Source organism: Pelosinus sp. IPA-1, from assembly GCF_030269905.1.
Classification (GTDB): Bacteria; Bacillota; Negativicutes; order DSM-13327; family DSM-13327; genus Pelosinus.
This window is the reverse complement of sequence record NZ_BSVC01000001.1, coordinates 693,365-719,985: the sequence shown is the minus strand read 5'-3', so window position 1 is coordinate 719,985 and position 26,621 is coordinate 693,365. Positions and strand designations below refer to the sequence as shown.

Here is a 26,621-nt window from a genome sequence, read left to right as displayed (position 1 = left end):
CATCAGTAATAGATCTTGAATATAGTAATAGATATGATGGCATATGAAGGAGTGACTATTTTGACCAATCTAAAAGTTCCTCCAATATTGCGAGTTCCTAACCATGTCAAAGCTTTCTCATGTAATCAATGTGGCGCCTGCTGTACCAACAAATGGAACATCGAAATCGATGATTTATCATTTGATACAATGTTCGAGCCCTTTAAAAAATTAGGTCGACAACAGGAGTTTTACCAAGCCATGTTATTTCGACATAAAGGTCAGCGAATTCGGTTTCTCGCTAATGGAAAGTGTCCATTTCTCAGCGATAACAGCTTATGCAATATCCAGCTCGAATTTGGCAGCGAGTTTATGGCCGATATATGCAAAATTTACCCTAGACGTATATTTGCTTCACCACGAGGCCTAGAATTTTCATTATCATTAACCTGTCTAACTGCAGTAGGTACATTAGCCCAGCAGCAAATTTTTATTGAGGAAATTGACTCTTCCCCCCACCTCCAACGAAAGGACGATTTTTATTTTATCCCACCAAAGACCTTTGAAGAATATTCTCCAATAGCAGTCCCCCAAGATGATTTTCGCAGACAGTATTATCACTTAGAGGATATTTTTATAAGCCTGCTACAAAATCGCGAGTATTCCCTCACCCAACGATTAATTGTTTTAGGGCAGGTAGTTGCTTCATTAACCAATCCTTTTTATAGTGACAGGACTGAGTACCTAAATCATACCATAGAAGAGGCTCTGGACGGTAATCGGCGTTTCATTATGGAGCCAAATACAAAAAAACATTTTGAGCAGCTTTGCTTCACTATAAATAAATATTTGACTAGAAATATCTCCAGAAATGGCCCCCCCTTGCCCCCCGGTATCACACCGACTCGCATATCAAACACCTCCTATCCATTTAGAAAATCACTAGAAATGGTGCGTTCGAAAATTATGACCTTAAGCCATGAGGAATATAAGAAAAAGCTAGATGAATATTTCATTACCGAAAATCACGCCATTGATGTTGTCCTAGAAAATTATTTGGTGAATTTTGTACTAAGTAAGCATTTCTTCTTTGAATTATCCCATCTCGCCTATTATAAAATGGCCTTTTCTTATGCAGCATCCATTTCCTTTGCCCTAGGGTACTGCATTATGAATGATCAACCCATCAATCAGGATTTCATGCTACAGGCTATTTGCGATGTAGAAAACATTTTCTATCAAGAGTGGTTTTATCGTCAAGCCATGACCCTACAATCTGATTACGGTGATGCTTGGGTTATGAAAAATAGTATCGCCCTTGTACACATTTAAGTAGAGATATCACTGCCGCAATAATTGTAGATAACATTTCATCATTACTTTTCCAAACTACATGATCTAGACATAATTGGCCTTTTTCTTTTGAAGAACAGATCTAAACAGTAACACTATCAACTCTGTAATCATACAGTATAGTAAGTTTATTATTATAACTTAAATAGGGAGGAATATACATTATGAGTATTTTTGCGGAGATTCGCAATGAAAGGCTCATCAGAGAATTGCAACGCGAATTAAACACAGATGTACTATTATTTGGCTTTGACGGTTTTACTTATTTCGGCCGTTTGCAGGCAATCGATGACTGCCGCATTGCCCTTCTTACCCCAGCAATTACAGCGGATTCAGCTGATGTGGAAATTCTTTCTCCAGGAGGAGAAGTTCGGTTTGTGGAGTTCGCCCGTATTGATCTATGGCAGATAGTTGGCAAAGGTACTGGAATAGTAGAAGATCCAATCGATGGTGGAAGAAGCAGCAGCAGTAGCAGTAGCAGTAGCAATAACACTAACAGTCACAACACCAACAGTCACAACACCAACAGTCACAACACCAACAGTCACAACACCAACAGTCACAACACCAACAGTCACAACACCAACAGTAATACTGGCGGCGGTAAAGGAAATAAGGGCGGGCGTACTCTTACCGTTGATGAATCCACCGAACGTCAGGAAAGCCATGAATTAATCCGCTTCCTGTGCCGTATGGTTGGTGATTGTGTCGCAATAACAACCCTTGGAGGTTTCTTGTTTACAGGAGTGCTCGGTGATGTCGAAGATGAATTGGCAATACTGTCAGTAGATGATATCTTTGTTCCTGGTGCCAGCTCTTCTATTTCAGCTAGTGACGTCCGGACAGTCGTAATTAATCTCGAAGCTATAACTTCAGTTTCTGGAAACAATCGCTGTCCTTGTTAATCCAATGATAGAACGGGGATGAATCTCAAAAACACCATCTTCCAGTTCTAGGACTAACATTATCTTTTAACAAGACTGAGCTTAAATTCGCTAATGGTTGCGCATGTCGTAAAAACTGATGCGCAACTAAATCCTAAATAGCGAAAGACCCAGGGTAAGCTTTCTTACTGGGTCTTTTTGTTTTAGACTATCATTAGAGGAGGTTACTAGCATGCTCATGGCCACAGAACATCTTGGCGCTGTGGGGGTGGGAGTCACAGCGCCCCAATTTTTTCGCGCTGATGACGGAAAAATCTATGTGGTTAAATTCCAAAATAATCAGCTTGGTTCCAGGGTATTGGCAAGCGAATTTTTGGCGGTACAATTTGGTGAAATCATGAACCTGTGCTTTCCGCCTAGTGGTATTATAGGGATTAACGAGCAAATGCTACAAGAAAGCCCATCACTTATGGAATTAGGCGTAAACCCAGGACGGCATTTTGCTTCTCAGTATTTAGAACATACACAATATCTAGGAAAGCATAATTTAAGTAAAGCAGTTAATGTGGCTGAAATGGCTGGAGTCATGTTATTTGACCATATATTTCACAACTCGGATCGAACAAATAATAAGAAAAACCTTCTAATACGGCGGGAAGAAGCTGGTTATAAAATATATGCCATTGATAATTCTCACCTATTTGGGTCTGGCAGATGGACGTTAGAGTCGGTTACTCACTTGGCTACGAAAATAAGGGTTTATTATCGTTATTCCTATGGATTGTTACTCAGAGATCGTCTTTCTCCAGAAGATTTCCTTCCCTACTTGGAAAAAGTGACGGAACTCAGTGATGAACACATTGAAACAATAGTACGGGAAATTCCTGAGGAATGGCTGCCAGATGAGCCCGAACGGCAAGGGCTTATTCATTATATTAAGACACGGCGAGATATGGTAGAAGACATCTGGAAAATTCTGTGTAAATACATTCCGAGATCGCGTGGTGGACGCCGATGGCTGTTTGGAAAAGCAATCAAAGTAAGTGAAAAACTTTAGCTACAGAAGATCTTTTGAATAGATTTGATAAATAAAAACCACCTAAATAGTCGCATCAATTCGAACTATTTGGGCGGTTTTTAATATTATAGTAGGTACTTTTGAAGCCATACCTACATAGAGTACCTCTGACAAGGGCTTTTCCTACAAAGAAGGGTATAGATATATGTATAATTGTATTTAGAAAAATTCTAATAAGTAATGAGGATATATGTAACATTCAACCAAGCAGCAAAATATACTATAACATAACAATTCCATATAAGCTAAGAAGTAGCTCTATTGGAATTTATAAGGAGGTTCTAAAATGGAAATCATAAACCCCACTGAGTTAAGGCAAGTTGTCGGTAATGGAACAGCTCAGTTACTGTGTGAAACTTATATTAAAATTAAACCACCGATGTCAAAGATAATCCGCGAATTATTTACTGCAGAGATTACTGATTATACTGTATTCAATGATAAGGTACTAGTTAAAGGAGCCGTAGAACATACATTCTATTATCTACATCCTCATGGTAAAAAAAGCCAAGATGAGCAGAACGAAGAAGGTAAAAAGGATCGCGATTCCGAAGCATCTGAGGAAAAAACAGATGAGTTCAAATGTTTAGATGGGTGGGGTTCACTAGTTGAATGTTACGGCGGTATTGTTCACTTTCATCAACAACTTTTTGAGTTTACAGGTCCCGTAGCAATTCCGGGAGTAATACCAGGTGACGTTATTACGGGTACGGCACAAGTAACAGACTATGATTATTTTGCTGCTTGCGAGATAGAACCTAATGGCTTGATTAGTGGAGGCACACAAACATTTAAAATAGATGTTACGCTAAAGGCGACAAGGGATTAGTTCTGACAAATTAGATACAAAAACAATCAACTACACTTTAAATAAATATAGTTAAAATTCTTAAGCTATCACTATTTGCTTACTTTTCGTATCAATTCGGATTCGTCAGCGAACTCTTCTTAAAACAAGAAGTTAAAGAAAGTTATGCATCTTCTGATATACTAAAAAGTAGGCATGGAATCAAGTCCTGCCTACTTTTTCATATCTAAATTGAACCTATAGTATCGCAGCGTTCATACTACCCGTCCGGTATCCAGCAAGGTCAAGGGTAACATAGGTAAACCCTAATTCTTTAAGACCTTTATCAATCACGTTAGCAATATTGGGATTACTAATGGCACTAATATTTTCAGGAGATACCTCAATGCGAGCAATATCCCCATGGTGCCTTACCCTGACTTGCCCTGTGCAAAATCTTTTTACTAACGCTTCGGCTTTTTCTATTTGCCCAAGTCTCTCTCCCGTAATGGAGAGCCCATAAACTACCCGCGAAGAAAGACAAGCCGCACTTGGTTTATTCCAGGTCGGTAAATCCCATTCCTTAGATGCCTCTCTAATTTCTGCCTTTGTTAATCCGACTTCAATTAATGGGCTTCTTACATATTCTAATTCTTCAACAGCCTTAATTCCTGGACGATAATCTGATAAATCATCCACATTAGATCCATCAAGTACCCAATTATAATTGTTTTTCTTAGCCCAGTCCACTAATACTGAAAACCTTTCCTGCTTGCAATAGTAACAACGATTTTTGTCATTTGCAACAAAATCAGGGCTGTTTAATTCACTAATATTTAAAAGTATATGCTGAATACCAATTTTCTTTGCAATTAAGATGGCTTCATCCTTTTCACTTTCTGGTAGGGTTTCAGAAAAAGCGGTAATAGCTATTGCCTCTCCTTTTACAGCCCTTGCTGCTGCCGCTGCTAAGAAACTACTATCCACACCTCCAGAAAAGGCTACTACAATTCTTCCTAATCCACTAAGTAATTTATCTAGTTCTTCTAGTTTCTTGGTGACACTTTCCACAGTTATTCTCCTTTTCATACCATTACTTTAGAAGTGAAGTTTTTCATTACTCCTAATATACCATGATGCCACATATCTGCCAATAATTTTCAACCTTTTACTCCACTAGAAGGTTTAAATTCCATCACCATTTAAACCTTCTAGAGCAGAGAAATGGACATTCTTAACAAAACTAATTACAGAACCATTCTTAATCCTAATAATAATTTCATCACTTCCTTGGGTAATGCTTCCCTTTTCCTTCACTGATGATGATGAATCATTTGTTTTATTTTCGGTTGCTATATAAGCAGCATAATTAACATGTGCCATTTAATTCTCCTCCCTCTAAAAAAAAATGTTATTTAAAACCCTTTTCATAATGAAAGGGACTTAAATAACATTTTAGCCCTCTCTCATCTGTCAGGATAAATCCTGCTGGAATTAGCACCACTGCATTGCTGCCGGTTGCTGGGTGTCATCGGGCCAGTCCCTCGACCACTCTTGATAAGAGTTAATATATTAAATTAAAACTAACTATATCACAATTTGATATAGTTAGCAATAGCTCCGTTCTTACTTTTATTGGTAACTTATATTCCTTGACAAAGTTCACTAATTTCTCTTAAAGAAGGTAATGCTGGAATGGCTCCTGTTTTAGTTGTCGTTAAACCACCAGCAGCGTTCGCAAAATCAATCATACCCTCAAATTCTTTTTGCGGCAAAGATATAATTTCTGTTAAACTACGATTCCCTAGCTGATACAAAAAAGCCCCTAGAAATGCATCACCAGCCCCTGTTGTATCAACCGGTTTTACAGGATAGGCCAAAAGCCTTCCTTGCCCCCCTGGGTATTGATAATAACAGCCTTCTGCTCCTAATGTGACCAATACAATTTTGTTGCCTGCTTGGTAGAGAGTCGATGCTCCTTCCACTATGTCATCTTTTCCAGTTATCATCTTTAATTCATCATCAGATATTTTCACAATATCTGCATAGGATAAACCAACTTTCATATGTTTTATGGCCTCCTTGGTACTTGCCCATAAAGGAGGACGAAAATTAGGGTCATAAGAAATAATGAGTTTCTTTTCTCTAGCAAATTGGACTGCTGCTAAGGTCGCACTTCGAACGGGTTCATCCGTCATAGACAGGGATCCAAAATGAAAGATTTTTGTTTTGGCAATGACCTCATAGTCCACATCTTGACTATCCAATAGCATATCCGCTCCTGGGTTACGATAAAAACTAAAAGATCTGTCGCCGCTAGAATCTAAATGTACAAAAGCCAGGGTAGTATGTGCTCGAGAGGAAACCTTTAGACCCGTTACATTAATATTGTTTTGGACAAGAACATCTTTTAGAAACAATCCAAATTGATCTTGTCCTACCATACCGATAAATGCTGACTTTCCCCCTAACTTTGTCAGAGCTGCTAGTACATTAGCAGGCGCCCCCCCTGGATTTTATTGAAACTGCAGCTTCCCATCAACGGAAAGAGCTGCAGGTGTAAAATCAATTAGCAGTTCACCTAGAGCTACTACATCAAACATAAAATCCCCCCCTTAGTCTGTGTTTTTTTCGTTACGCCCTTGCTTCTTTTCTCTTTTTCATCATATCTACATAGACGGCGGCTAAAATAACAATTCCCTTAATAATGAGTTGCCAAAATGAATTAATATTTAGGAGATTGAGTCCATTATTTAGTACACCAATGACTAGCACACCAATTAAAGTGCCACCAATCTTACCAATCCCGCCCGTCATACTCGTGCCGCCAAGAACAACAGCTGCAATTGCATCCAGCTCAAATCCATTGCCGACTGTCGGCTGCCCAGAAAACATACGAGCTGCTAATACAACACCAGAAAAAGCAGCTAAAAAACCTGAGAATGTGTAAACAAAAATTTCTACCTTTTTGATTTTAATACCAGTAAATCGAGCAGCTTCCTTATTACCACCAACTGCGTAAATATGCCTGCCCAACTTTGTCTTATTGAGAATAATGAAAGTAATGATTAAAAATATAAAAGAATAAATCACAGGTAAGGGAATTGGTCCTAAATATCCTGCGCCAATTACATTAAACCCTTCATTCATTACTCGAATTGGTTGTCCGCCTGTATACACATAAGCAGCACCCCGGGCTATATTGAGCATTGCAAGTGTCACGATAAAAGAAGGTATACCTGTATAAGCTACCACCACACCATTAAACGCGCCAGCGAGCGTCCCTACTAAAATTCCTATCAAAACTGCTATGGAGATCGGCACACCACTAAAGGCAATTAATCCACCTGTCACCGTTCCTGATAAAGCAACAATCGAACCTACGGAAAGATCAATACCACATATAATAATAACAAGGGTCATGCCTAAAGCAAGATTTGCGTTTGTTGATACTTGCCGTAAAATATTAAGAATATTTGCTTCTGTTAGAAAAGCTGGAGAAATAATCGATAATGCTACACATAAAGCCACAAAACCGATTAGTATACCAAAATTTTCTTTCATAAATTGTAAAATATCTACGCTTATTTTCTCAAAAAGATTTGTTTTACTATTCGTAACCACTTTCATCATAATTACAAACCTCCTGTTGCCATATGCATTATTTTCTCTTGTGAGAATTCATCTCGATTTAGTATTCCTGCTATACTGCCATTGTGAATAACGATAACTCGATCACTCATATTAATAACTTCCGGCAACTCTGAAGATATCATAATAATAGATACTCCTTCTTGTGCAAGACGGTTCATAATTGCATAAATCTCCGCTTTGGCACCAACATCTACCCCTCTAGTCGGTTCGTCGAGTATTAATATTTGAGGCTTGGCGGCTAAGGATTTGGCAATAACCACCTTTTGTTGATTTCCACCGCTGAGATTGCTGACTAATTGGGATGAACTAGCCGATTTAATTCCGAGTTTTTCTACATAGGTATTGATAATTTCCTCTTCTTTTCTTGTATTTACACTAATACCTTTTATAAATTCATCTAAGACTCGCAGAGTCATATTGTAGCCTACGCTTCCCTTTAGTATTAGTCCTTCATCCTTGCGATTTTCTGGAACAAGGGCAATCCCTAGATCCATGGCATCACTCGGCGATTGTATCACTACCTTTTTGCCATGTATGTAAACTTCACCAGAATCTATAGGGTCAAGACCAAATATTGATTTCATAATTTCCGAACGTCCTGCGCCAACAAGGCCCGAAAAGCCTAATATTTCACCTTTTTTTATCTCAAAGTTAATATCGCTAAACACACCTTTCCTCGACAGATTCCTTACTTCAAGAGCATTCTCTCCAAGCTCATGGGCTATTTTATGATAATAACTAGTAAGCTCGCGGCCAACCATCATTGAAATTAGCTCATTTACATTTGTTTCCTTTGTTACCTTCGTGCCAATATATTGTCCATCACGCATCACTGTAATTCGATCAGTAATCCTGAAAAGTTCCGACATTCTATGAGAGATATAAATAATTCCTACCCCTTGGGATTTTAAATTTGCTATTGTTTCAAAAAGGAATCCCACTTCTTTTTCTGTTAGTGACGAGGTCGGTTCATCCATGACAAGTATCTTAGAATTAAAAGAAATAGCCCGCGCAACTTCTACCATTTGCTGCTCTGCTATATTTAGCTTATACACTAGCTGAGAAGCATCAATTCCCAGATTAAAAAAATCTAACAATTTTTGTGCCTCTTGGAGCATGATGTCCTGTTTAATAAAACCAAACTTTCCTGTCGGTTCTCGGCCAGAAAAAATATTTTCAGCAACTGACATGTGGGGTACTAATACCAACTCTTGATGAATAATACTTACACCTGCGTTTTGCGAGTCGAGTACATCGTGAATTTTTACCCCTTGCCCATCAATGTATATTTCACCCTCGTCTACATTATATATACCTCCAAGCACCTTCATCAGTGTAGATTTACCTGCGCCGTTTTCTCCTAATACTCCGTGTACCTCTCCAGCCTCTAATGCGAAATTTACATCCTTTAATGCATACACCCCCGGAAAGCGCTTGTGAATATTCTTCATTTCAAGAACAACTTTACTCATCACTTCACCTACTTTGCTTTTCGTAATCACTCTTGCACTGATTCAACAACTACATTTCGATTTTTTTTTGCCGATAATAAGAATGTCAGAAAGTTTTATTTGGTTATCCCAGATAAAACTTTCTGACTGCTAACTAACCTATGTAAGAATTATTGCCAATTCTTAATACCAAATTTATCTACATTATCCTTATTAATAAGTTCTGTCTTAACAGGTACATTCTTTTCATACTTCTCACCTTTAAGAATTTGCATGCCTATTTTATAAGATTCCTTACCAATGTTAATTGGAGATTGAGCACCAGTTCCTGTCATATCACCATCTTTAATAGCTGCTTTCGATTCAGGCGCACCATCAACACCATAAACTAATATGCCTTTTTTATTTGCAGTTTTAAGAGCAGCGATAATACCAAGAGCTGTTGGGTCATTTCCTCCCATAAATGCTTTCACATCAGGATTGGCTTGAAGCATAGCTTCTGCTATTGGCATGGATATCTCCAGCTGTCCTTTTCCATCTTGTTGAGCAACTACAGTAAACTTATCTTTTTTGTCGCCAAGGCCGGCAAAGAAACCATCAATTCGATCAATAACAGATTTCATAGTTGGTGAATCAATAACCGCAATTTTTCCGCCATTTGGCATCATTTTTACAAGATCCTCGCCACAAACTTTACCAGCGTTAAAATTATCAGATACCACAATAGAATTGACTAACTCTTTGTCAAATACTTGGGCATCAAAATTAACTACAGGAATATTTGCCTTCTTAGCCGCATCCAGTGCCGGTTTAATTCCTTTCCAGTCAACGGGATTTAAGAAAATAAGATCTACTTTCTGGGCAATCATGTCCTCAACTTGTGCAATTTGTTTTTGTGTATCCAGCTGAGGGTCTAGAGTAATAAGAGTACCGCCATCCTTTTCCACTGCTTCTCGGATTGATTTTTCAAGAGTAATAAAGAAGGGGTTGTTCATTGTCATACAAGTATATCCAAACTTGTATTTCTTCGCAGTCTCAGTTGCCTTTGGCTGATCAACAGACTTAGAGCACCCTGCAAGTAAGCCTATACAAAAAACCAGGGCCAATACCATTGACAATACTTTTTTCATACTAACCCTCCACCTATTGATTTATATTTACAAGCCTATTATAAATTTATTGTGAACTAAAATCATATGTCTTCTGTCATAACTATTCGGTTATATTTGTCACTAGGCAATGACAAATATAACCGAATATTCTGATAGATTTTATTTACTTATTTTAATTATTTTTCAAAAAGTTGTTTACATCCTTATTTAACTCATCTAGTGCTTTACCTGCATCCACCTCCATCGTAACTGCTTGAAAAATCTCTTTATCCGCCATTGTAACTGCTTCTTCGTATTTTTGGAATTTTGGTGTAACAATTGACTGTTCAATTACTTCACTTAGCAGGGATTTATTTATAAATGTTTCTTCTGGGCTAACTGCTGAAAAAACACGCTCACCAAACTCTGATTCTGTAATGTAGCGTAATACAGGGATACCATAAGAATATTTTAGTACATTGGTTTGGGTGCTTTCTTTGTACACTAAAAATTTCAAAAATTCCCAAGCTTCCTTTTCATGTCTTGTCCGAGAACTGATCCCCATCAGTAAACTATGTAGTTCAGAAACATTCTTCCCTCTCGGACCTTTCGGTAGCTTTATACATTCCCACTCAAATTGACCATATTTTTTCACGCGATAAGGATATGGCTTATATGCTTTATAGGTAGAGAATAAAAAGGGCCGAAAGGCTACCCTACCCGCATCAAAATCATTGGATGTAACTCTAGCATTAGGATGTAAACTATTGAGTTTCATTACAAATTCCACCGCTTCTAAAACCCCAGGATTATCGAAATAAGCGGCACTACCATCGGGTGCAAAAAGCCTTTGTCCGTTTGTATAGACAGCGTCCTGCCAGCCAAAGCCAAATGTACCAAATTGGTCAATTTGCCCATCTCCATCTGTATCCTTAGTCACTTTTTTGCATATATCATAAAAATCATCCCAGGTCCAATCTCCCTTTGGTATACTAATTCCTTCTTTGGTGAGAAGAGTCTTATTGACAAACATCAAAGCGGGAGCTATTTCGCTTGGTAGTGCATATTGATGTCCTTGAAATTGCCCAGATTGGATTGCATTTGCATACAATTTGTTTGTATCAAATTGGGGGTCACGAGTGATGTCTTTATCTAGATCTCTTAAAATTCCGATGGACACAAAGGTATTAAAATCCTTAGGGAGAATGCAGAAAATATCTGGCTCATTGCCTTTTATAATCTTTTGTGATAACCATTCCGAATAATTTCGTTTTAGAGTTCCGCTTCTGTATTTGACTTTTACTCCTGGATTCTCTTTTTCAAATTCGGCAATAGCCTCATCAAAAAATTTATTACTGTCTTGAATGGGAACATCCCAGTAGCTTCCCGCAAACACACCAATTTCAAGAACAACAGGTTGATTTAGCTGATAGATTTGAAAGCTTAAGGCGGTAAGAAATAATAAAACAAAAAAGGTCAAGACTACGCTTTTTTTTCTTACATTTCGTAACTGTATTCTCATGCTAATCATTCACTTCTTTTATAGTTAAACCTGATTGCACCGCATAGATAGCAATCTGTGTTCTATCACGTAAGCTAAGTTTACTTAAAATACTACTTATATAATTCCTTATCGTTCCCTCACTGAATTTTAGTTTTTCTGTTATTTCCTTATTGGACATACCCATCCCAATAAACTGTATAATTTTCATTTCATTTTTGCTTAAATCTTTGATGGCATCTTTCGCCACACTTACTATATAATCTGCATGTGCCATCTGAGAAAAAAACTTAAAAACCTTTACTGCTATATTAGGATTAATTAATGCACCGCCACCATAGACGATTTTAATAGCCTCTACCAGTTCCTTTACTGAAATTCCTTTTAGTAAATACCCGCTTGCACCATTTTTTAAGGCATTAAATACATACTCATCATCATCAAAGGTAGTTAAAACGATTATTTTGGTTTTGGGAAAGGCTTCTTTTACAATCTCAATGCATTGTACTCCATCCATTTCTGGCATACGAATATCCATTAAGATTACATCCGGCAAAAGCTTCTTAACCAGTTTTAATACTTCTTTGCCATTTTCTGCTGTTCCAACAATTTCGATGCCAGCTTTGTTATGTAGCATGATTTCAAGACTCTGCCTTATAATTTCCTGATCTTCAACAATTAAAACTTTTATCATACTTTCACCTCCACCTTATAGGCAATTCAGCATACATAGTAAAGCCTGTACCTATTTGACTAAAAAAATTTGTTTTCCCATTTAAAAGTCCAACCATTTCTCTAATGTGACTCAAACCAAACCCCTCTTCAATTACGGCACAACCAATCCCGTCATCAATAATTTCAATTTTTATCGTATTATGATTAAATTGAAAACTAATATTAATTTCCTTTGCTTTTCCATGACGCACCGCATTAGTGATGCCCTCCTGAATAAAGCGATAGGCCGTTTCCTCTTCTTCGATCCAAAGTTTTCTAACCGCTCCAACTATACTCAAATTAACTTTGGTTTTTGTACATTCCGTAATATTGTCGGCAAGCTTTTGGATTGCGGGGATAAGGGATAACCTTTCAGTTGCATCTGGCCTTAATTCACTTACGGAGCGTCTTACTTCCAACAGCCCCTCTTTTGAAAGTTCCGATATTTTGATCATCTGGCTTTTCGTCTTTTTTACATCCCAATCTATAATTTCAATGCAGGCCTCAAGTCCTGTAGCGATACCTGTGAGAGTATGACCTATTGTATCGTGAATTTCTCTAGCCAGACGATTGCGTTCCTTAGTCTTCACCATGTCCTCTGATTTTCTACTATACTCCTGCAATTGAATGTTAACTATTTTTGATTCTTCCGCTGTTTGATACAACTCATCATATAATTCTTTAATTTTTTTCTTTTCGTCTACTTGATTCTGAATGACTAAAATCATAAAGAGGATAAATAATACTTCATTTATTGAAAACAACATATTGCGAATACCAAAAATATAAAGACGCTGAGAAAATGTATAATGTTGTATGTAGTCGTTAAGGGAAAACAAGTTAAACCGAATCGAAAAAATATCATAATCAAACAGCATATAAACAAGTACTGTTGAAATAAGAAATAAGTACTTTTTCTTATTTCCTTCGATATAAACGATAATATTGACAATGGAAAGTAGTACCACTCCCTTATAGCTCATATTTAGATAATACATAATCGCAATGCAAAGCAGTATATCTACTATGGAAAATAGATAAAGCACTGGTTTGACATACTCACCAAACTTTTCCCGTATTCCAACCCCTATCATAAATATAGTAAGAAGAGATATGGAAAATAGAGGCACTTTCCAAGGTGTAGTGGGGATGTATTTTATCTTTTCCAAGAATTCCCTTGCCATATAATTTTCACAAATCAGTTCCGTCGTTTCATAAATAATAATTGACATAAATAAGATAATAATAAAATTTACAAAAAACATCATCATTCTTAGTATATAGAGATTCTTGTGATTCATTTTTTTATCCCCTATTCACTGACTATCCATGCTGGGACGAAACATAAATCTACAGCATACAACATTATTTTTGAATATTCAGTTAATGACATTTGTAACTTACTACTTGTGACATAGTACAGATGATTTATATCTATCTAGATCTTATACTATCTTCTATAGTCTTCTTTAGGCAATATTTATTTTTCTTATCGATTTTAATGAGGAGGAAAAAACATGTCATTAACAACGTTAAAGCCACTTCTTGGCGATGCGAAAAAGAAAGGTTATGCTGTTGGTGCTTTTAATGTGGTCAACTTGGAGACAATACGAGGCGTTATTAAAGCTGCTGAAGACCTCAGATCCCCTGTTATACTGCAATTGGCAGAAGTTCACCTCCCTCACGCCCCCCTTGAATATATGGCGCCTATAATGATTGAAGCAGCCTATAAGGCAGATGTGCCAGTTGCGGTACACTTTGATCATGGTACCTCCTTTGAAAGCATCTCTTGTGCCATTAAGAATGGTTTTAGCTCTATTATGTTTGATGGTGCAAGTTATTCACTAGAGGATAATATTCGCTTAACTAAAGAAATCGTAAAGCTAGGACGCTCCTTTGACATAACTGTTGAAGCGGAACTCGGGCAAGTTGGTGGAGCGGAGGACGGCAATAAGAGCGTAGACCATCATCTCACTGATGTAGCAGAAGCCATAACTTTTACCAATCGTACTTTAGTAGATGCTCTAGCGGTATCGATCGGTAACCTTCATGGACAATATATTGAAGAGCCTTTGCTACGATTTGATAGGCTAAAAGCTTTAAGAGAATCCACAGAAGTACCCCTTGTACTACATGGTGGATCTGGAATAAGTCCTATGGACTTTAGAACTTGTATCAAAAATGGCATCCGCAAAATCAATGTCGGTACTGCCCTTCAGTTATCTTCTAGCGAGAAAATAAAAACCTATTGTGATGCTAATAGCAGGCCTGCTTATTTTTCAATTATGGATTTTGCAATTGAAGGTACTTACGAAACAGTAAAAGAACATATGCAAACTTTTATGAGTGATGGAAAAGCGTAATTCGTATCAACGATTCCTATCAGGAGGTACATGATGAGCAAAGTTATCTGTCTCGGCATTCTAGTTGCAGATCTCATTGCAAAACCAGTAACCCATTTTCCGGCAAAAGGTAAACTTATCAGCGTTGATAAAATGGAACTTCATACTGGCGGGTGTGCAACAAATACAGCCATTGCTTTAGCAAGGCTAGGTGAAGATGTAGGAGTAATCGGTCTCATCGGTGAAGATGGCCTTGGTTCTTTCGTCAGTAACCAATTAAAATCTGAAAATGTGAACATCGACGGTTTAAAAAGTACGACAAAGGTAGGTACCTCTACCTCTATTGTGCTTTCCGATCTTGACGGAGAAAGAAGTTTTCTTTACTATAGCGGCGCAAATGGCATTTTTATAGAAGAAGATATCAATTTTACCCCCATTGAAAACTGCAAATTTTTGTTTATTGCTGGCTCTTTACTACTGCCTGCTTTGGATGGATTGCCGACTGCTAGATTATTGCAAAAAGCACAGAACATTGGTAAGTATACTATACTTGATACGGCATGGGATCCAACTGGCAGATGGATGAATGTGATTGGCCCCTGCCTTCCCCATCTTGATTTGTTCATTCCTAGCTTAGAGGAAGCACAGATGCTCACTGGAAAAAATACCGTAGAGGAAATGGCGAAAATATTTTTAGATGCCGGAACTAAGAATGTAGTTATTAAGTGCGGCTCTAAAGGATGCTTTATAAAAAATGAGCAGGAAGAGCACTACCTACCAGCCTTTAAGGTGCATGCTGTCGATACAAATGGGGCTGGAGATTCCTTTGTTGCTGGGTTTATAACAGGACTTATACACAATTGGGATTTAAGGCGTTGTGGTCAGTTCGCCAATGCAGTAGGTGCCCATTGTGTTATGGCAGTAGGTGCATCGAGTGGTATTAAAAACATAGATGAAATAATATCCTTTATTGAGGATAGGAGGCCTCAGAATGAGCCATAAACAAGAAAAAGAACAGGTTTTAAAAGAAGTTCTTACCTATTACAGCCAAGCTGGTATTGCTATTACGAAGGAAGAAGAAGCTCGTATTGAAATAGCAGATTTCGGTTTGCAAGATCTACAGAATACAGGTTTACAATTACTAACTTATATCAATACGGAAAGAGTGTGCGCCAAAGAAATGGTTCTCATGCCTCACCAGACTTGTCCTGAGCATAAGCATCCAACAATCAACGATATAGCAGGCAAGGAAGAAACTTTTCGCTGTAGATATGGCACGGTCTATCTCTATGTAGAAGGAGAAAAAACAGAACATCCTTTTTGTAAGCCCCCAAGGGGATCCCAGCAGTACTATACCGTATGGAAAGAAATACTCCTAACCCCTGGAGAGCAATATACATTGTATCCTGATACTTTGCATTGGTTCCAAGCAGGCAAACTAGGTGCAGTCATCTCAGAATTCTCTACCCGTTCAACAGACGAAGCTGATGTCTTTACGGATCCCAGAATAAGAAGAGTTAATCATTCATAATACATTCTATATTCGTTTTTAAAATGTAAAATCCTGGCACTCAATATGGATATTACAATATAATTTATAGATCTTTTTAACCGCAGAGATGCAGAGATCACAGAGAGAAGATAAATAGGTCTTGATAATATAGCCCTCTGCGCACTCTGTGCCTCTGTGGTTAAATTATTTTTTCCTCACTTCTTTGCAGCTTATAATTTGTTTCCATAATAAAAAGGTAGATAGGGAAAATCCCTATCTACCTTTTTATTGCCCGATGAGCAATATCACTGCGATAATGCATGCCATTAAATTTTATTTTTTCTACAGCCTTGTAAGCCTTCTCTACCGCTTGTAGAATATCTTTCGATGTAGCAGTTACTCCCAGAACACGTCCACCATTTGTCACCACTTGGCCATTTTGACTTACAGTGCCAGCGTGAAACACATAAGCACCTTGCCTTTGTGCTTCCTCAATACCGTGAATGCTATCACCCTTACGATATTCTGCCGGATATCCCCCTGCTGCCAATACGATACACACAGCCGCTTCCTCTTTCCACTCTACTGCGGTATCAGTTAATGTCCCATTTATACAAGCTTCCATGACAGTCACCAAATCACTCTTTAATAAGGGTAACACAACTTGCGTTTCTGGATCACCAAAACGAGCATTAAATTCAATGACCTTTGGACCATCATCAGTCATGATTAATCCTAAATATAAGCACCCGGAGTAGGGACATCCTTCCCTTTCCATAGCCTTAATCGTTGGCTCCAAAATTTCTTTGAGAACTTGTTCACGAATGGCTGGGGTAATCACTGGAGCAGGCGCATAAGCCCCCATTCCTCCTGTATTCGGTCCTTGATCGTTGTCATATACCCGTTTATGATCTTGCGCAGCTACCATAGGAATAATGGTTTTCCCATCAGTGAAGGCCAAGATTGATGCTTCCTCACCTACTAAAAATTCCTCAATTACGACTTGGCTGCCTGCCTGACCAAAAACTCCGTCACTCATAATCATATCAACTGCCGCTAAAGCTTCCTCTAGCGTCATAGCTACCACTACACCTTTACCTGCCGCTAAGCCATCTGCTTTGACTACTACAGGTGCACCTTGAATTTTTAGATAGTCCTTGGCTGCATCTGCATGATTAAATACCGCAAATTTAGCAGTAGGAATATCATACTTTTCCATTAACTCCTTGGCAAAGGTTTTTGAACTTTCAATACGAGCAGCAGCTTGGGTAGGCCCGAAACACGTAAGCCCTTTTGCCCTAAAGGCATCTACAACACCATTAGATAAAGGCATTTCAGGACCCACTACTGTAAGACTAATGTTGTGAGCAGCAGCAAATGCTGTGAGAGCGTTATTATCCATACTATCTATCTCAACACATTCAGCAAGCTCAGCAATCCCTGGATTACCAGGAATGCAGTATATTTTTTCCACTTTATTGTTTTCTTTTAATTTGGAGACTAGTGCATGCTCCCGTCCACCACTACCGATAACCAAAAGATTCATAGCTATATCCCTTCTACTGGGCAGTTGGAAACTGCCCTATAATTTTATCAATGTTTAAAATGTCTGACACCTGTAAATACCATAGCAATACCATGCTCATCTGCCGCTTCAATAGACTCTGCATCTCGCACAGAACCTCCAGGTTGAATAATCGCCTTAATTCCAGCCTTTGCTGCAGTATCTACTGTATCACGAAATGGTAAAAATGCATCGGAAGCCATTACAGCACCTTGCGCCTTATCACCAGCTTGTTCTAACGCAATCGCAGCTGCTCCTACCCGATTCATTTGTCCTGCACCAACGCCTAAGGTTTGGTTATCATCTGCTATTACAATTGCATTGGATTTCACGTGTTTTACGACCTTCCAAGCAAAAAGCAATTGTTCCCATTCTGTATTACTTAGTTGACGTTTTGTGACAACCTTCATATCATGAAAGGTTTCAAGAGCTGTATCTTTTTCTTGAATCAGCATACCGCCAGAAACAGTTTTAATGTCAACCTGTTTACAACCGGGTTGCATCTTTTCAGCAACCAAGAGACGAATGTTTTGCTTTTTTGTTAAAATATCTAACGCATCTTGGGTATATCCTGGCGCAATAATGGCTTCGGCAAATAACTTGCCAATTTGTACGGCAGTTGCAACATCTACTTCACGATTCAGCCCAATAATCCCACCAAAAGCAGACACAGGATCCGCTTGATATGCTTTTGCATACGCTTCAGCCAAATCAACCCCAATTCCTGTACCACAAGGATTTGTATGTTTTATAATAACAGCCGCTGGCTTATCAAACTCAGCCACAATATGATAAGCAGCCTCTACATCTACAATGTTATTAAAAGATAATTCCTTACCATGCAGTTGGCGAGCATTTGCTACACCCACACCTGTAGCATTTTTTTCCCGATAAAAAGCTGCCTGTTGTTGCGGATTTTCTCCGTAACGTAAAGGTTGTACTTTCTCATAGACAACATGGACCGTATCGGCGAAGGTTCCCTCTCCCAACTGACCAGCCAAATAATTAGCAATACAAGCATCATATTCTGCAGTATGATGAAACGCTTCTTTCGCCAGCGCCATACGATAGGAGGGCAGAATATCGCCTTCTTTGGCCAATTGATCTAAAATATCATTATAGCGTGCTGGATTTACTACAACTGTTACATACTGAAAATTCTTTGAAGCAGCCCGAATCATAGCCGGTCCACCAATGTCAATATTCTCTACTGCATCTTCTAGCGAAACGTCAGGACGCTCTATCGTCTGACGAAAAGGATACAAATTGACAACTACCATATCTATCGCAGGAATCTGATGTTTTTCCATCGCTTCTAAATGAGCAATATTATCACGAACAGCCAAAATGCCACCATGAATATAAGGATTTAGGGTTTTTACTCGCCCATCCATAATTTCTGGAAAACCAGTTACTTCGCTGACATAACGAACAGGTATACCTGCCTCCTTCAGCGTTTTCATAGTACCGCCAGTTGAAATAATTTCTACACCATATTTATGTAATTGCTGGGCAAATTCAACAAGCCCAGTTTTATCAGAAACGCTAATCAAAGCACGTTTGATATTCATATTTATTCCTCACTTGTAACTATATAATTTTCACATTCCGTCCTTCTATTGAAAGACGTTGATCACAATACAGGCCAATTGCCTGAGGGTATAATTCATGTTCTACCGCGAGTATACGCTGAGCTAAGCTATCAACTGTATCATCCACAAGAATTGGTACAGCCTGTTGCATAATAATTGGCCCCGTATCCATGCCTTCATCCACAAAATGGATGGTGCAGCCAGAAACTTTTGCACCATAAGCAAGAGCTTGTTCATGAGCATCCAAGCCAGGAAACGCTGGCAATAAGGACGGATGGATATTCATAATGCTACCAGGAAATAAATTTACAAAAAAAGAACTTAAAATTCGCATAAAACCAGCTAAAACTACTAATTTGACATTATATAAGGTAAGCTCTTTTGCAATGGCGGCCTCAAAATCTTGCTTTGAGGCAAAATTCTTACGTTCAATACAAATACAAGGAATTCCTTTCGCCATTGCATGCTCCAGCACTTTAGCATTGGCCTTATCACTAATCACTAAACCTACTTTTGCGTGAAGCTTGCCAGCATCTATACTGTTACAAATGGCTTGCATATTACTGCCCCGTCCAGAAGCCAATATGCCCAATATGGTTTCACTCACCAAAGATGCCACCTTTCAGCACAGTCTCCTTAGGCCCATCCGTTACATGACCAATGATATAACTAGTTTCACCTCTTGCTGTAAGATCTTCTTGGATACTTTTCACCTCAGATTGAGGAACTACAAGGATCATGCCGATTCCCATATTAAAGGTTCGATACATTTCGGGCCAAGCAACATTACCCCATTGCTGTAACAAGGAAAAGATAGGAGGTTTAGGCCAAGATTCTGTATCAACTTCAACTCCACAGCCCTCTGGCAATACACGAGGAATATTCTCATAAAATCCGCCACCCGTAATGTGCACCATACCACGTATATCGAATTTTTCAACTAACGGCAGACAGGCTTTAGGATATAATTTAGTTGGAATTAGTAATTCTTCGCCTAAGGTTTTTGAAAGCTCAGGAATTTGTTCATTCATATCCATTTTCTTTACATCAAAGCAAATTTTTCGTACTAAGGAATAACCATTGGAATGTAATCCACTGGAAGGAAGACCAATCAAAGCATCTCCTGGCTTAATGTTTTGTCCCGTAATTAGCTTAGATCGTTCTGCAACTCCTACGGCAAAACCGCCAATATCATATTCACCATTTTTATAGAAACTTGCCATTTCCGCAGTTTCTCCACCAATCAAGGAACAACCGGATTCTAGACAAGCTCCTGCTATCCCACTTACTATGGCTGCTACTTGTTCGGGTGATAACTTACCAACTGCTAAATAATCTAAAAAGAATAATGGCTCAGCACCCTGCACCAAAATATCATTAACACACATAGCAACTGCATCTTGACCAATCGTGTCATGCTTATCAGCCATAAACGCAATACAGAGTTTCGTTCCTACACCATCTGTGCCTGATACTAACACTGGTTGGCGATATTTCGCCACATCAAGAGCAAACAAGCCACCAAAGCCACCAATATCACCTAATACTTCAGGACGATAGGTAGATCTCACATGTTTCTTCATTAAATCAACAGCTTTATTACCAGCATCTATGTCCACGCCAGCATCACGATAGGTTAATTGGCTCATACATGGCCCTCCTCAAAAACGTATTTGCTGCCGCCACAAGGTTGTTCACAAGGCATATCGCCTGGATACTTTGAGTTAAAGCAGGCATAGCACATTTCTTTATATTTTACCTGGCTAAGAGAATTCGACAATCCTTCCATTGATAAATAATGCAAAGAATCAGCGCCGATAAATTCTCTGATTTCCTCTACCATTTTAGAAGCAGCAATCAATTCTTTACGCACAGAGGTATCAATTCCGTAATAGCAAGGATACATAATTGGCGGGGAACTGACACACATATGAACAGCAGTAGCCCCTGCTTCACGAATCATGCGCACAATCTTCCCACTTGTAGTACCCCGTACAATAGAGTCATCGACCATAATAACGGATTTCCCTTGAACAACCGATCTTACTGCATTTAATTTGATTTTTACACTCAAATCTCGGGATTTTTGATCCGGTTGAATAAAAGTACGACCGATATATCGATTCTTTATCAATCCTTCGGCAAAAAGAATTCCAGATTCATGACTAAAGCCAAGGGCAGCAGTCGTACCAGAGTCAGGCACAGAAATAACGATATCGGCCTTAAGGCCACTCTGACGCGCCAATTCTCTACCCATTTCAAATCTAGCTTGGTACACACTTTGTCCATCAATTACACTGTCAGGACGTGCAAAGTAAATATATTCAAATACACACAATGCTTGCCCACGAATCTTTCCGAATTGTTGAGATCGCAGACCTTTATCATCAATGACAACCATTTCACCAGGTTCCACATCTCTGATAAACTCTGCTCCAACAGTATCAAGGGCACAGGATTCAGAAGAAATGACATAACCATCATTTAACTTACCAATACACAAGGGACGCAAACCATGAGGATCCCTAACACCAATTAATTTTTCTTCTGTCATGATGACTAAACAATAAGCCCCTTCAATTTGGGATAAGCTTTCTACAATTTTTTCTTCTAATGTTGCTTTTCGGGAACGAGCAATTAAGTTGACAATTACTTCACTATCAATGGTGGTTTGAAAGATACTGCCCTGTGCCTCCATTTTTTCTCTTAACACTAACGCATTAGTCAGATTTCCGTTATGAGCCAAGCTAATATGCCCACCTGAATACTTTACCATAAGGGGTTGAGTATTCATCAATGAACTGGAACCGGTAGTCGAGTAACGTACATGTCCGATGGAAATATTCTGATCTGGAAGATTAGGCAATTGGTGGCGAAATACTTCGCCAACCAACCCCATTCCCCGGGAAACATCCATCCACGATCCATTGGTTACAGCAATTCCTGCACTTTCTTGCCCTCGGTGCTGCAGTGCATATAAACCCCAGTAAGCATTTAATGCTACATTCTCTTTACGGGAGTATATGCCAAATACTCCGCATTCTTCCTGCATTTTATCGATATCCAGGACTTGGTTTGTCATGCTTTTTCTCCTGTTAAGCGGAACAATATTTCCTTATAGGCATCTTCTACGTTGCCAAGGTCACGACGGAATCTATCCTTATCCAATTTTTCTCCTGTTTCGCTATCCCAAAAACGGCAAGTATCTGGGGAAATCTCATCTCCCAAAAGCACTTGGCCTTTATGAGTACCAAATTCCAGTTTAAAGTCAATCAACTCTATTTTCTTTTCTTGCAAATAACTAGTCAAAATTTCATTAATTTTAAGAGCGTATTCTTCCAATTGTTTTACTTGTTCTTCCGTAGCCAATTCGAGAACTTTAATATGGTATTGGTTAATTAGAGGATCGCCAAGGTCATCATTTTTATAATACATTTCAACAATTGGTGCAGGGAGTTTTCTACCTTCTTCCCAGCCAATCCGTTTTGCCAAACTGCCAGCTGCAATATTACGCACTACTACTTCCACTGGTAAAATCTTCAATGCCTTTACTAATTGTTCTCGTTCACTTACCAAACGAATAAAATGATGAGGTATTCCATTCTTTCCTAATAAATCAAAGAAAAATGTAGTAATTTTATTATTTAGTACACCCTTACTTTCAATTGTTCCTTTTTTCAAACCGTTAAAGGCAGTTGCATCATCCTTGTAATAGACCAATAATTCATCTGCCACATCAGTAGCAAATATTCTTTTTGCTTTTCCTTCATATAATGGTTGTTTTTCCATTGTAAATCCCTCCTATATTTTAACCTAATAATTTTGTTGAAAGTCTTGCAGCTTTTCCTTCTACTTCTTCTGCCATCTTTTTACGATTTTCATTCAATTTCTCAGCCAGCTCGGCATGTTTTCCTGCCATGATCTGAACTGCAAAAATTGCGGCATTTTTAGCACCATTGACAGCCATAGTAGCAACTGGAATTCCCGCAGGCATTTGTACAATACTAAGAAGTGCATCAAGTCCACTTAAACAAGTGCTGTTTATTGGGATACCAATAACAGGCAATGTTGTGTAAGCCGCAATCACCCCTGGCAAATGAGCCGCTGCCCCCGCTGCTGCAATAATAACTTCTACACCTCGTTCTCGCGCTTCTGTTGCAAAGGTATGAACTTTATCTGGTGTACGGTGGGCTGAGGCCACAACAACTTCTGTCGCTATGCCAAATTCAGTTAATAATTGGCTTGCTGGTTCTACAATAGACCAATCAGAATCACTACCCATAATAATAGCTACTTTCACTAAAGTTCCTCCCTTTTTATTTGCTATAATCTATAGAATTGCCATTGCCAGTAGGGCAAAAGGCGATTGTATGCAATGTTAATATAATTTGTAAACCCAGATATCGTATACACTACCATCTGGGTTTACTAGTTTACCTAAGCCAAAAATCCTAAACGTACAACAACTAGAACTGCTAAAATGTATACAATCCAATGTACTTCGCGACCGCGACCTGTAATTAATTTTAATAAAGGAAACAAAACCAAACCAAAAGAAATACCATTTGCAATACTATAAGTAAAAGGCATCATAACAATTGTCATAAAAGCTGGCATAGCTTCTGTAAAATCAGCAAAATCAATATGTTTTACACTTTCCATCATTAAAGAACCTACAATAATTAGAGCAGGAGCTGTAGCAGCATCAGGAATCAAACCAACGATCGGAGTAAAGAAGAGAGCCAGAAGGAACATTCCTCCACAGACAACAGCAGTCAGACCTGTACGACCACCTGCACCTACACCAGCAGCACTTTCAACAAAGGCAGTAATTGTGCTTGTCCCTAGTAGAGCACCAAGGCTTACCCCTGTGGCATCAACTAACATTGCCTTGCCAATTCCAGGGATTTTTCCTTCCTTGTCCATTAGACCAGCCTTGCTCGTCGTACCCACTAAAGTTCCCATAGTGTCAAATAATTCAACGAAAGTAAAGGTAAAGATAATTGTCATTAATCCCATGCTGATAGCCCCCGGAATATCAAGAGCAAAAAAAGCATTGTTAGTAAAATCAGGCATAGCTACAGGAACAAATCCGGTTGGAACCTTTACAATACCCATAGCAATACCAACTAGAGTATTAATTATAATACCAATTAACATAGCACCCTTGACTTTACGCGCTATTAAAATGCTAATCAAAACAAGCCCAAATATTGCTAGCAATATCTCTTTATCTGCGAGTTTGCCCATTTCAATAATTGTTTCGAAAGACAGTGGTGAGCCATTACCTTTTGCAGCCACGATTTTTTCTAAAGTAGGCGGAATCAAGGATAACCGGATATTCATAATCCCTGAAAGTTTTAAACCGATAATTGTAATAAAAAGACCAATCCCTACGGTAATTGCGTGTTTTAAAGAATTAGGCATACCCTCAACTAAAAGTTGGCGAATTTTAGTTACTGTTAAGAGCAAGAAAACAATACCAGATATGAATACAGCCCCTAAAGCAACTTGCCAAGGAATCCCCATGCCGATAACTACTGTAAAAGCATAAAAAGCATTCAAACCCATACCAGGCGCTAAAGCAATCGGGTAATTAACAAATAACCCCATCATAATAGTAACGGCTGCTGAACCGATTGCAGTGGCTAGTAATACTGCATTCTTATCCATTCCAGCGGATCCTAAGATACTAGGATTTACAAATAAAATATAGGCCATCGTCATAAATGTAGTAATACCAGCCATTACCTCTGTCTGTACGTTGGTATTACGTTCACTTAATTTAAATAATTTTTCTAACATATATGCCTCTCCCTCAATATAATATTTTTATAACACACACTAACACCATGCAAAAACTGTTTTTTTATGTAATTAGTAGAACACATGAAAAGAGCCGCTCCTTATCTAGAAAGTAACTTCTTTACCGTGTTAACTCTGTAATATCACCTCCATTGTAAAAGAATAACCCGGGCAGGGAGGATCGCATCAGGTAATGAGCGAAACCTCCCCGCCCGGGTTTTTATCCCATCGGTGTAGCACTGCCATAGTGCCTGTACCACTTGGTCACGGACCATAAAAAAACAGAACATAATCTGTTTTGGTTATGCGGAACCCTAGGTACACTTTCACCCGTAGTCAGACAATTTACGGTCGTCCGGTAGAAACGCTTGAGCCTTATTCTCAAAATTATACGAGTTATATTTTCTTTACGCTATTTATTTTATAGCATAGAGAAAAAACTGTCAAACAAAATGTGAACGTTTGTCATAAATATTTCTTCATCGTTCGGATTTAATGGCTTTATTTTCTACTTTTATCTTTTTTAAATCTCATTCTTTTACCAATAAAGACAACAAGCAAGCCACAAATCCCAGAAAAAATTTTATCCATCCACAAATACTGACTCACTACCAGAACTATTCTTTTGTCAGAGAAAATCATTTCACCAGCTGTCCACCCTAAAAAAAATGCACCGATTAGTATGACCGATGGCCATTTTCGAATCAGCATCCCCACAAGCTTACTTCCCCACACAATAATTGGAATGCTAATTGCTAGTCCAATTATCAATAAACTAATCTTCCCTTTTGCTACGCCTGCGATAGCAATAACATTATCAAGACTCATGACAAAGTCTGCGGCTATGATCGTCTTAATCGTATCCCATAAATTTTTCTTGCCCTCTAAAAAAGTAGGTCCCTTTTGATCAGCCACAAGTTTGATTGCGATCCAAAGCAGCATAAAACCACCAAGTGCTTGTAAATAGGGTATGTTAAGTATAAATACCGCAATAAAAGTTAACGCAACTCTGAGAACAATCGCACCAATACTTCCCCACAGCATTGCTTTTTTTTGTTGTTCGATTGGCAGGTTGCGGCTCGCTAACGCAATTACCAGCGCGTTATCACCACTAAGCAGAAGATTAATCATAATAATGCTGAGTAAAAGTAAGACATATTCCATTCTAAGATCCACCCTTTTCTGTGGAATTTAAAACTATAGTGTGACAAGTTTTCTTTACCGTACTACTTGAATATAATATTAAGAAATTCCTTACAGAAAATTTTATGTATCTCATGTGCCCTTGCTAGTATTTCCAATACCACGCATTACCATGTAGATTTCTTGTTATA

At 38.5% G+C, this 26,621-nt stretch carries 25 protein-coding genes, 1 pseudogene and 2 riboswitches; of the genes and pseudogenes, 7 read left to right on the top strand and 19 right to left on the bottom strand.

The window, feature by feature from the left end; all coding sequences use genetic code 11:
- The first annotated feature begins 15 nt into the window (after positions 1 to 15).
- Positions 16 to 1,311: a flagellin lysine-N-methylase gene (fliB, locus tag QSJ81_RS03300; RefSeq protein ID WP_285715979.1), complete on the top strand. Its 1,296-nt coding sequence runs from the start codon at positions 16 to 18 to the stop codon at positions 1,309 to 1,311.
- A gap of 419 nt (positions 1,312 to 1,730) precedes the next feature.
- On the opposite strand, the gene QSJ81_RS03295 is transcribed toward fliB, so the two are convergent.
- Positions 1,731 to 2,000: a hypothetical protein gene (locus QSJ81_RS03295; protein ID WP_285715978.1), complete on the bottom strand. Its 270-nt coding sequence runs from the start codon at positions 1,998 to 2,000 to the stop codon at positions 1,731 to 1,733.
- 66 nt (positions 2,001 to 2,066) lie between these two features.
- Between QSJ81_RS03295 and QSJ81_RS03290 the strand changes: the two genes are divergently transcribed.
- The 3 genes from QSJ81_RS03290 (at position 2,067) to QSJ81_RS03280 (ending at position 4,123) form a co-directional block, all read left to right on the top strand.
- Entirely contained in the window at positions 2,067 to 2,237 is a 171-nt protein-coding gene (locus QSJ81_RS03290; protein ID WP_285715977.1) for a hypothetical protein, read from the top strand.
- A gap of 211 nt (positions 2,238 to 2,448) precedes the next feature.
- Positions 2,449 to 3,273 (top strand): HipA family kinase, encoded by an 825-nt coding sequence (locus QSJ81_RS03285; RefSeq protein WP_285715976.1) that lies wholly within the window; start codon positions 2,449 to 2,451, stop codon positions 3,271 to 3,273.
- A 307-nt stretch (positions 3,274 to 3,580) separates the two neighbouring features.
- Positions 3,581 to 4,123, top strand: coding sequence for an SPOCS domain-containing protein (locus tag QSJ81_RS03280; protein ID WP_285715975.1), 543 nt, complete (start codon positions 3,581 to 3,583; stop codon positions 4,121 to 4,123).
- A gap of 216 nt (positions 4,124 to 4,339) precedes the next feature.
- On the opposite strand, the gene larE is transcribed toward QSJ81_RS03280, so the two are convergent.
- From larE to QSJ81_RS03235, 9 genes and pseudogenes are all read right to left on the bottom strand, one after another.
- Positions 4,340 to 5,152 (bottom strand): ATP-dependent sacrificial sulfur transferase LarE, encoded by an 813-nt coding sequence (gene larE, locus QSJ81_RS03275; RefSeq protein ID WP_285715974.1) that lies wholly within the window; start codon positions 5,150 to 5,152, stop codon positions 4,340 to 4,342.
- Positions 5,153 to 5,266: 114 nt separating this feature from the next.
- The gene (locus tag QSJ81_RS03270) at positions 5,267 to 5,464 is read right to left on the bottom strand and encodes a hypothetical protein (RefSeq protein ID WP_285715973.1); all 198 of its coding nucleotides are present in this window, start codon (positions 5,462 to 5,464) and stop codon (positions 5,267 to 5,269) included.
- Between the two features lie 80 nt (positions 5,465 to 5,544).
- Positions 5,545 to 5,645, bottom strand: a riboswitch (SAM riboswitch).
- Positions 5,646 to 5,724: 79 nt separating this feature from the next.
- Positions 5,725 to 6,582, bottom strand: a pseudogene (locus QSJ81_RS03265) (carbohydrate kinase family protein); the annotation flags it as partial.
- 133 nt (positions 6,583 to 6,715) lie between these two features.
- Positions 6,716 to 7,714 (bottom strand): ABC transporter permease, encoded by a 999-nt coding sequence (locus QSJ81_RS03260; RefSeq protein ID WP_285715972.1) that lies wholly within the window; start codon positions 7,712 to 7,714, stop codon positions 6,716 to 6,718.
- 2 nt (positions 7,715 to 7,716) lie between these two features.
- Positions 7,717 to 9,207 carry a sugar ABC transporter ATP-binding protein gene (locus tag QSJ81_RS03255; protein WP_285715971.1) on the bottom strand — a complete coding sequence of 497 codons (1,491 nt, stop codon included), beginning with the start codon at positions 9,205 to 9,207 and terminating at the stop codon, positions 7,717 to 7,719.
- A 149-nt stretch (positions 9,208 to 9,356) separates the two neighbouring features.
- Positions 9,357 to 10,316, bottom strand: a complete 960-nt coding sequence (locus tag QSJ81_RS03250) for a sugar ABC transporter substrate-binding protein (RefSeq protein ID WP_038669412.1) — start codon at positions 10,314 to 10,316, stop codon at positions 9,357 to 9,359.
- A gap of 154 nt (positions 10,317 to 10,470) precedes the next feature.
- Complete coding sequence (locus QSJ81_RS03245; RefSeq protein ID WP_285715970.1) at positions 10,471 to 11,799, bottom strand: ABC transporter substrate-binding protein; 1,329 nt, start codon at positions 11,797 to 11,799, stop codon at positions 10,471 to 10,473.
- A gap of 1 nt (position 11,800) precedes the next feature.
- Complete coding sequence (locus QSJ81_RS03240) at positions 11,801 to 12,472, bottom strand: response regulator transcription factor (protein ID WP_285715969.1); 672 nt, start codon at positions 12,470 to 12,472, stop codon at positions 11,801 to 11,803.
- 4 nt (positions 12,473 to 12,476) lie between these two features.
- Positions 12,477 to 13,793 (bottom strand): sensor histidine kinase, encoded by a 1,317-nt coding sequence (locus QSJ81_RS03235; protein WP_285715968.1) that lies wholly within the window; start codon positions 13,791 to 13,793, stop codon positions 12,477 to 12,479.
- Positions 13,794 to 14,009: 216 nt separating this feature from the next.
- Between QSJ81_RS03235 and QSJ81_RS03230 the strand changes: the two genes are divergently transcribed.
- From QSJ81_RS03230 to QSJ81_RS03220, 3 genes are read left to right on the top strand one after another with little or no spacing between them, the layout of a single operon-like run.
- Positions 14,010 to 14,855 (top strand): class II fructose-bisphosphate aldolase, encoded by an 846-nt coding sequence (locus tag QSJ81_RS03230; RefSeq protein ID WP_285715967.1) that lies wholly within the window; start codon positions 14,010 to 14,012, stop codon positions 14,853 to 14,855.
- A gap of 33 nt (positions 14,856 to 14,888) precedes the next feature.
- Complete coding sequence (locus QSJ81_RS03225; protein ID WP_285715966.1) at positions 14,889 to 15,836, top strand: carbohydrate kinase family protein; 948 nt, start codon at positions 14,889 to 14,891, stop codon at positions 15,834 to 15,836.
- The gene (locus QSJ81_RS03220) at positions 15,826 to 16,365 is read left to right on the top strand and encodes a D-lyxose/D-mannose family sugar isomerase (protein WP_285715965.1); all 540 of its coding nucleotides are present in this window, start codon (positions 15,826 to 15,828) and stop codon (positions 16,363 to 16,365) included. Before QSJ81_RS03225 ends, QSJ81_RS03220 begins: the two co-directional genes overlap by 11 nt.
- A gap of 238 nt (positions 16,366 to 16,603) precedes the next feature.
- Here QSJ81_RS03220 and purD read toward each other — a convergent pair whose 3' ends face one another.
- The 9 genes from purD to QSJ81_RS03175 all read right to left on the bottom strand — a co-directional run bounded on the left by purD (position 16,604) and on the right by QSJ81_RS03175 (position 26,451).
- Positions 16,604 to 17,872, bottom strand: a complete 1,269-nt coding sequence (purD, locus tag QSJ81_RS03215) for a phosphoribosylamine--glycine ligase (RefSeq protein ID WP_285715964.1) — start codon at positions 17,870 to 17,872, stop codon at positions 16,604 to 16,606.
- A 47-nt stretch (positions 17,873 to 17,919) separates the two neighbouring features.
- A complete protein-coding gene (purH, locus tag QSJ81_RS03210; RefSeq protein ID WP_285715963.1) occupies positions 17,920 to 19,461 on the bottom strand; it encodes a bifunctional phosphoribosylaminoimidazolecarboxamide formyltransferase/IMP cyclohydrolase in 1,542 nt (513 codons plus the stop codon).
- A 19-nt stretch (positions 19,462 to 19,480) separates the two neighbouring features.
- Entirely contained in the window at positions 19,481 to 20,089 is a 609-nt protein-coding gene (gene purN, locus QSJ81_RS03205; RefSeq protein ID WP_038669377.1) for a phosphoribosylglycinamide formyltransferase, read from the bottom strand.
- The gene (purM, locus tag QSJ81_RS03200) at positions 20,082 to 21,131 is read right to left on the bottom strand and encodes a phosphoribosylformylglycinamidine cyclo-ligase (RefSeq protein WP_285715962.1); all 1,050 of its coding nucleotides are present in this window, start codon (positions 21,129 to 21,131) and stop codon (positions 20,082 to 20,084) included. The genes purN and purM overlap by 8 nt, the downstream gene beginning before the upstream one ends.
- Complete coding sequence (gene purF, locus QSJ81_RS03195) at positions 21,128 to 22,564, bottom strand: amidophosphoribosyltransferase (RefSeq protein WP_285715961.1); 1,437 nt, start codon at positions 22,562 to 22,564, stop codon at positions 21,128 to 21,130. The genes purM and purF overlap by 4 nt, the downstream gene beginning before the upstream one ends.
- Complete coding sequence (gene purC / locus QSJ81_RS03190) at positions 22,561 to 23,271, bottom strand: phosphoribosylaminoimidazolesuccinocarboxamide synthase (protein ID WP_285715960.1); 711 nt, start codon at positions 23,269 to 23,271, stop codon at positions 22,561 to 22,563. The genes purF and purC overlap by 4 nt, the downstream gene beginning before the upstream one ends.
- Before the next feature lie 19 nt (positions 23,272 to 23,290).
- Positions 23,291 to 23,782, bottom strand: coding sequence for a 5-(carboxyamino)imidazole ribonucleotide mutase (gene purE / locus QSJ81_RS03185; RefSeq protein ID WP_285715959.1), 492 nt, complete (start codon positions 23,780 to 23,782; stop codon positions 23,291 to 23,293).
- 137 nt (positions 23,783 to 23,919) lie between these two features.
- Positions 23,920 to 25,287, bottom strand: coding sequence for an NCS2 family permease (locus QSJ81_RS03180; protein ID WP_285715958.1), 1,368 nt, complete (start codon positions 25,285 to 25,287; stop codon positions 23,920 to 23,922).
- 313 nt (positions 25,288 to 25,600) lie between these two features.
- Positions 25,601 to 25,702, bottom strand: a riboswitch (purine riboswitch).
- Between the two features lie 86 nt (positions 25,703 to 25,788).
- Entirely contained in the window at positions 25,789 to 26,451 is a 663-nt protein-coding gene (locus tag QSJ81_RS03175; RefSeq protein ID WP_285715957.1) for a TerC family protein, read from the bottom strand.
- Positions 26,452 to 26,621 lie beyond the last annotated feature (170 nt).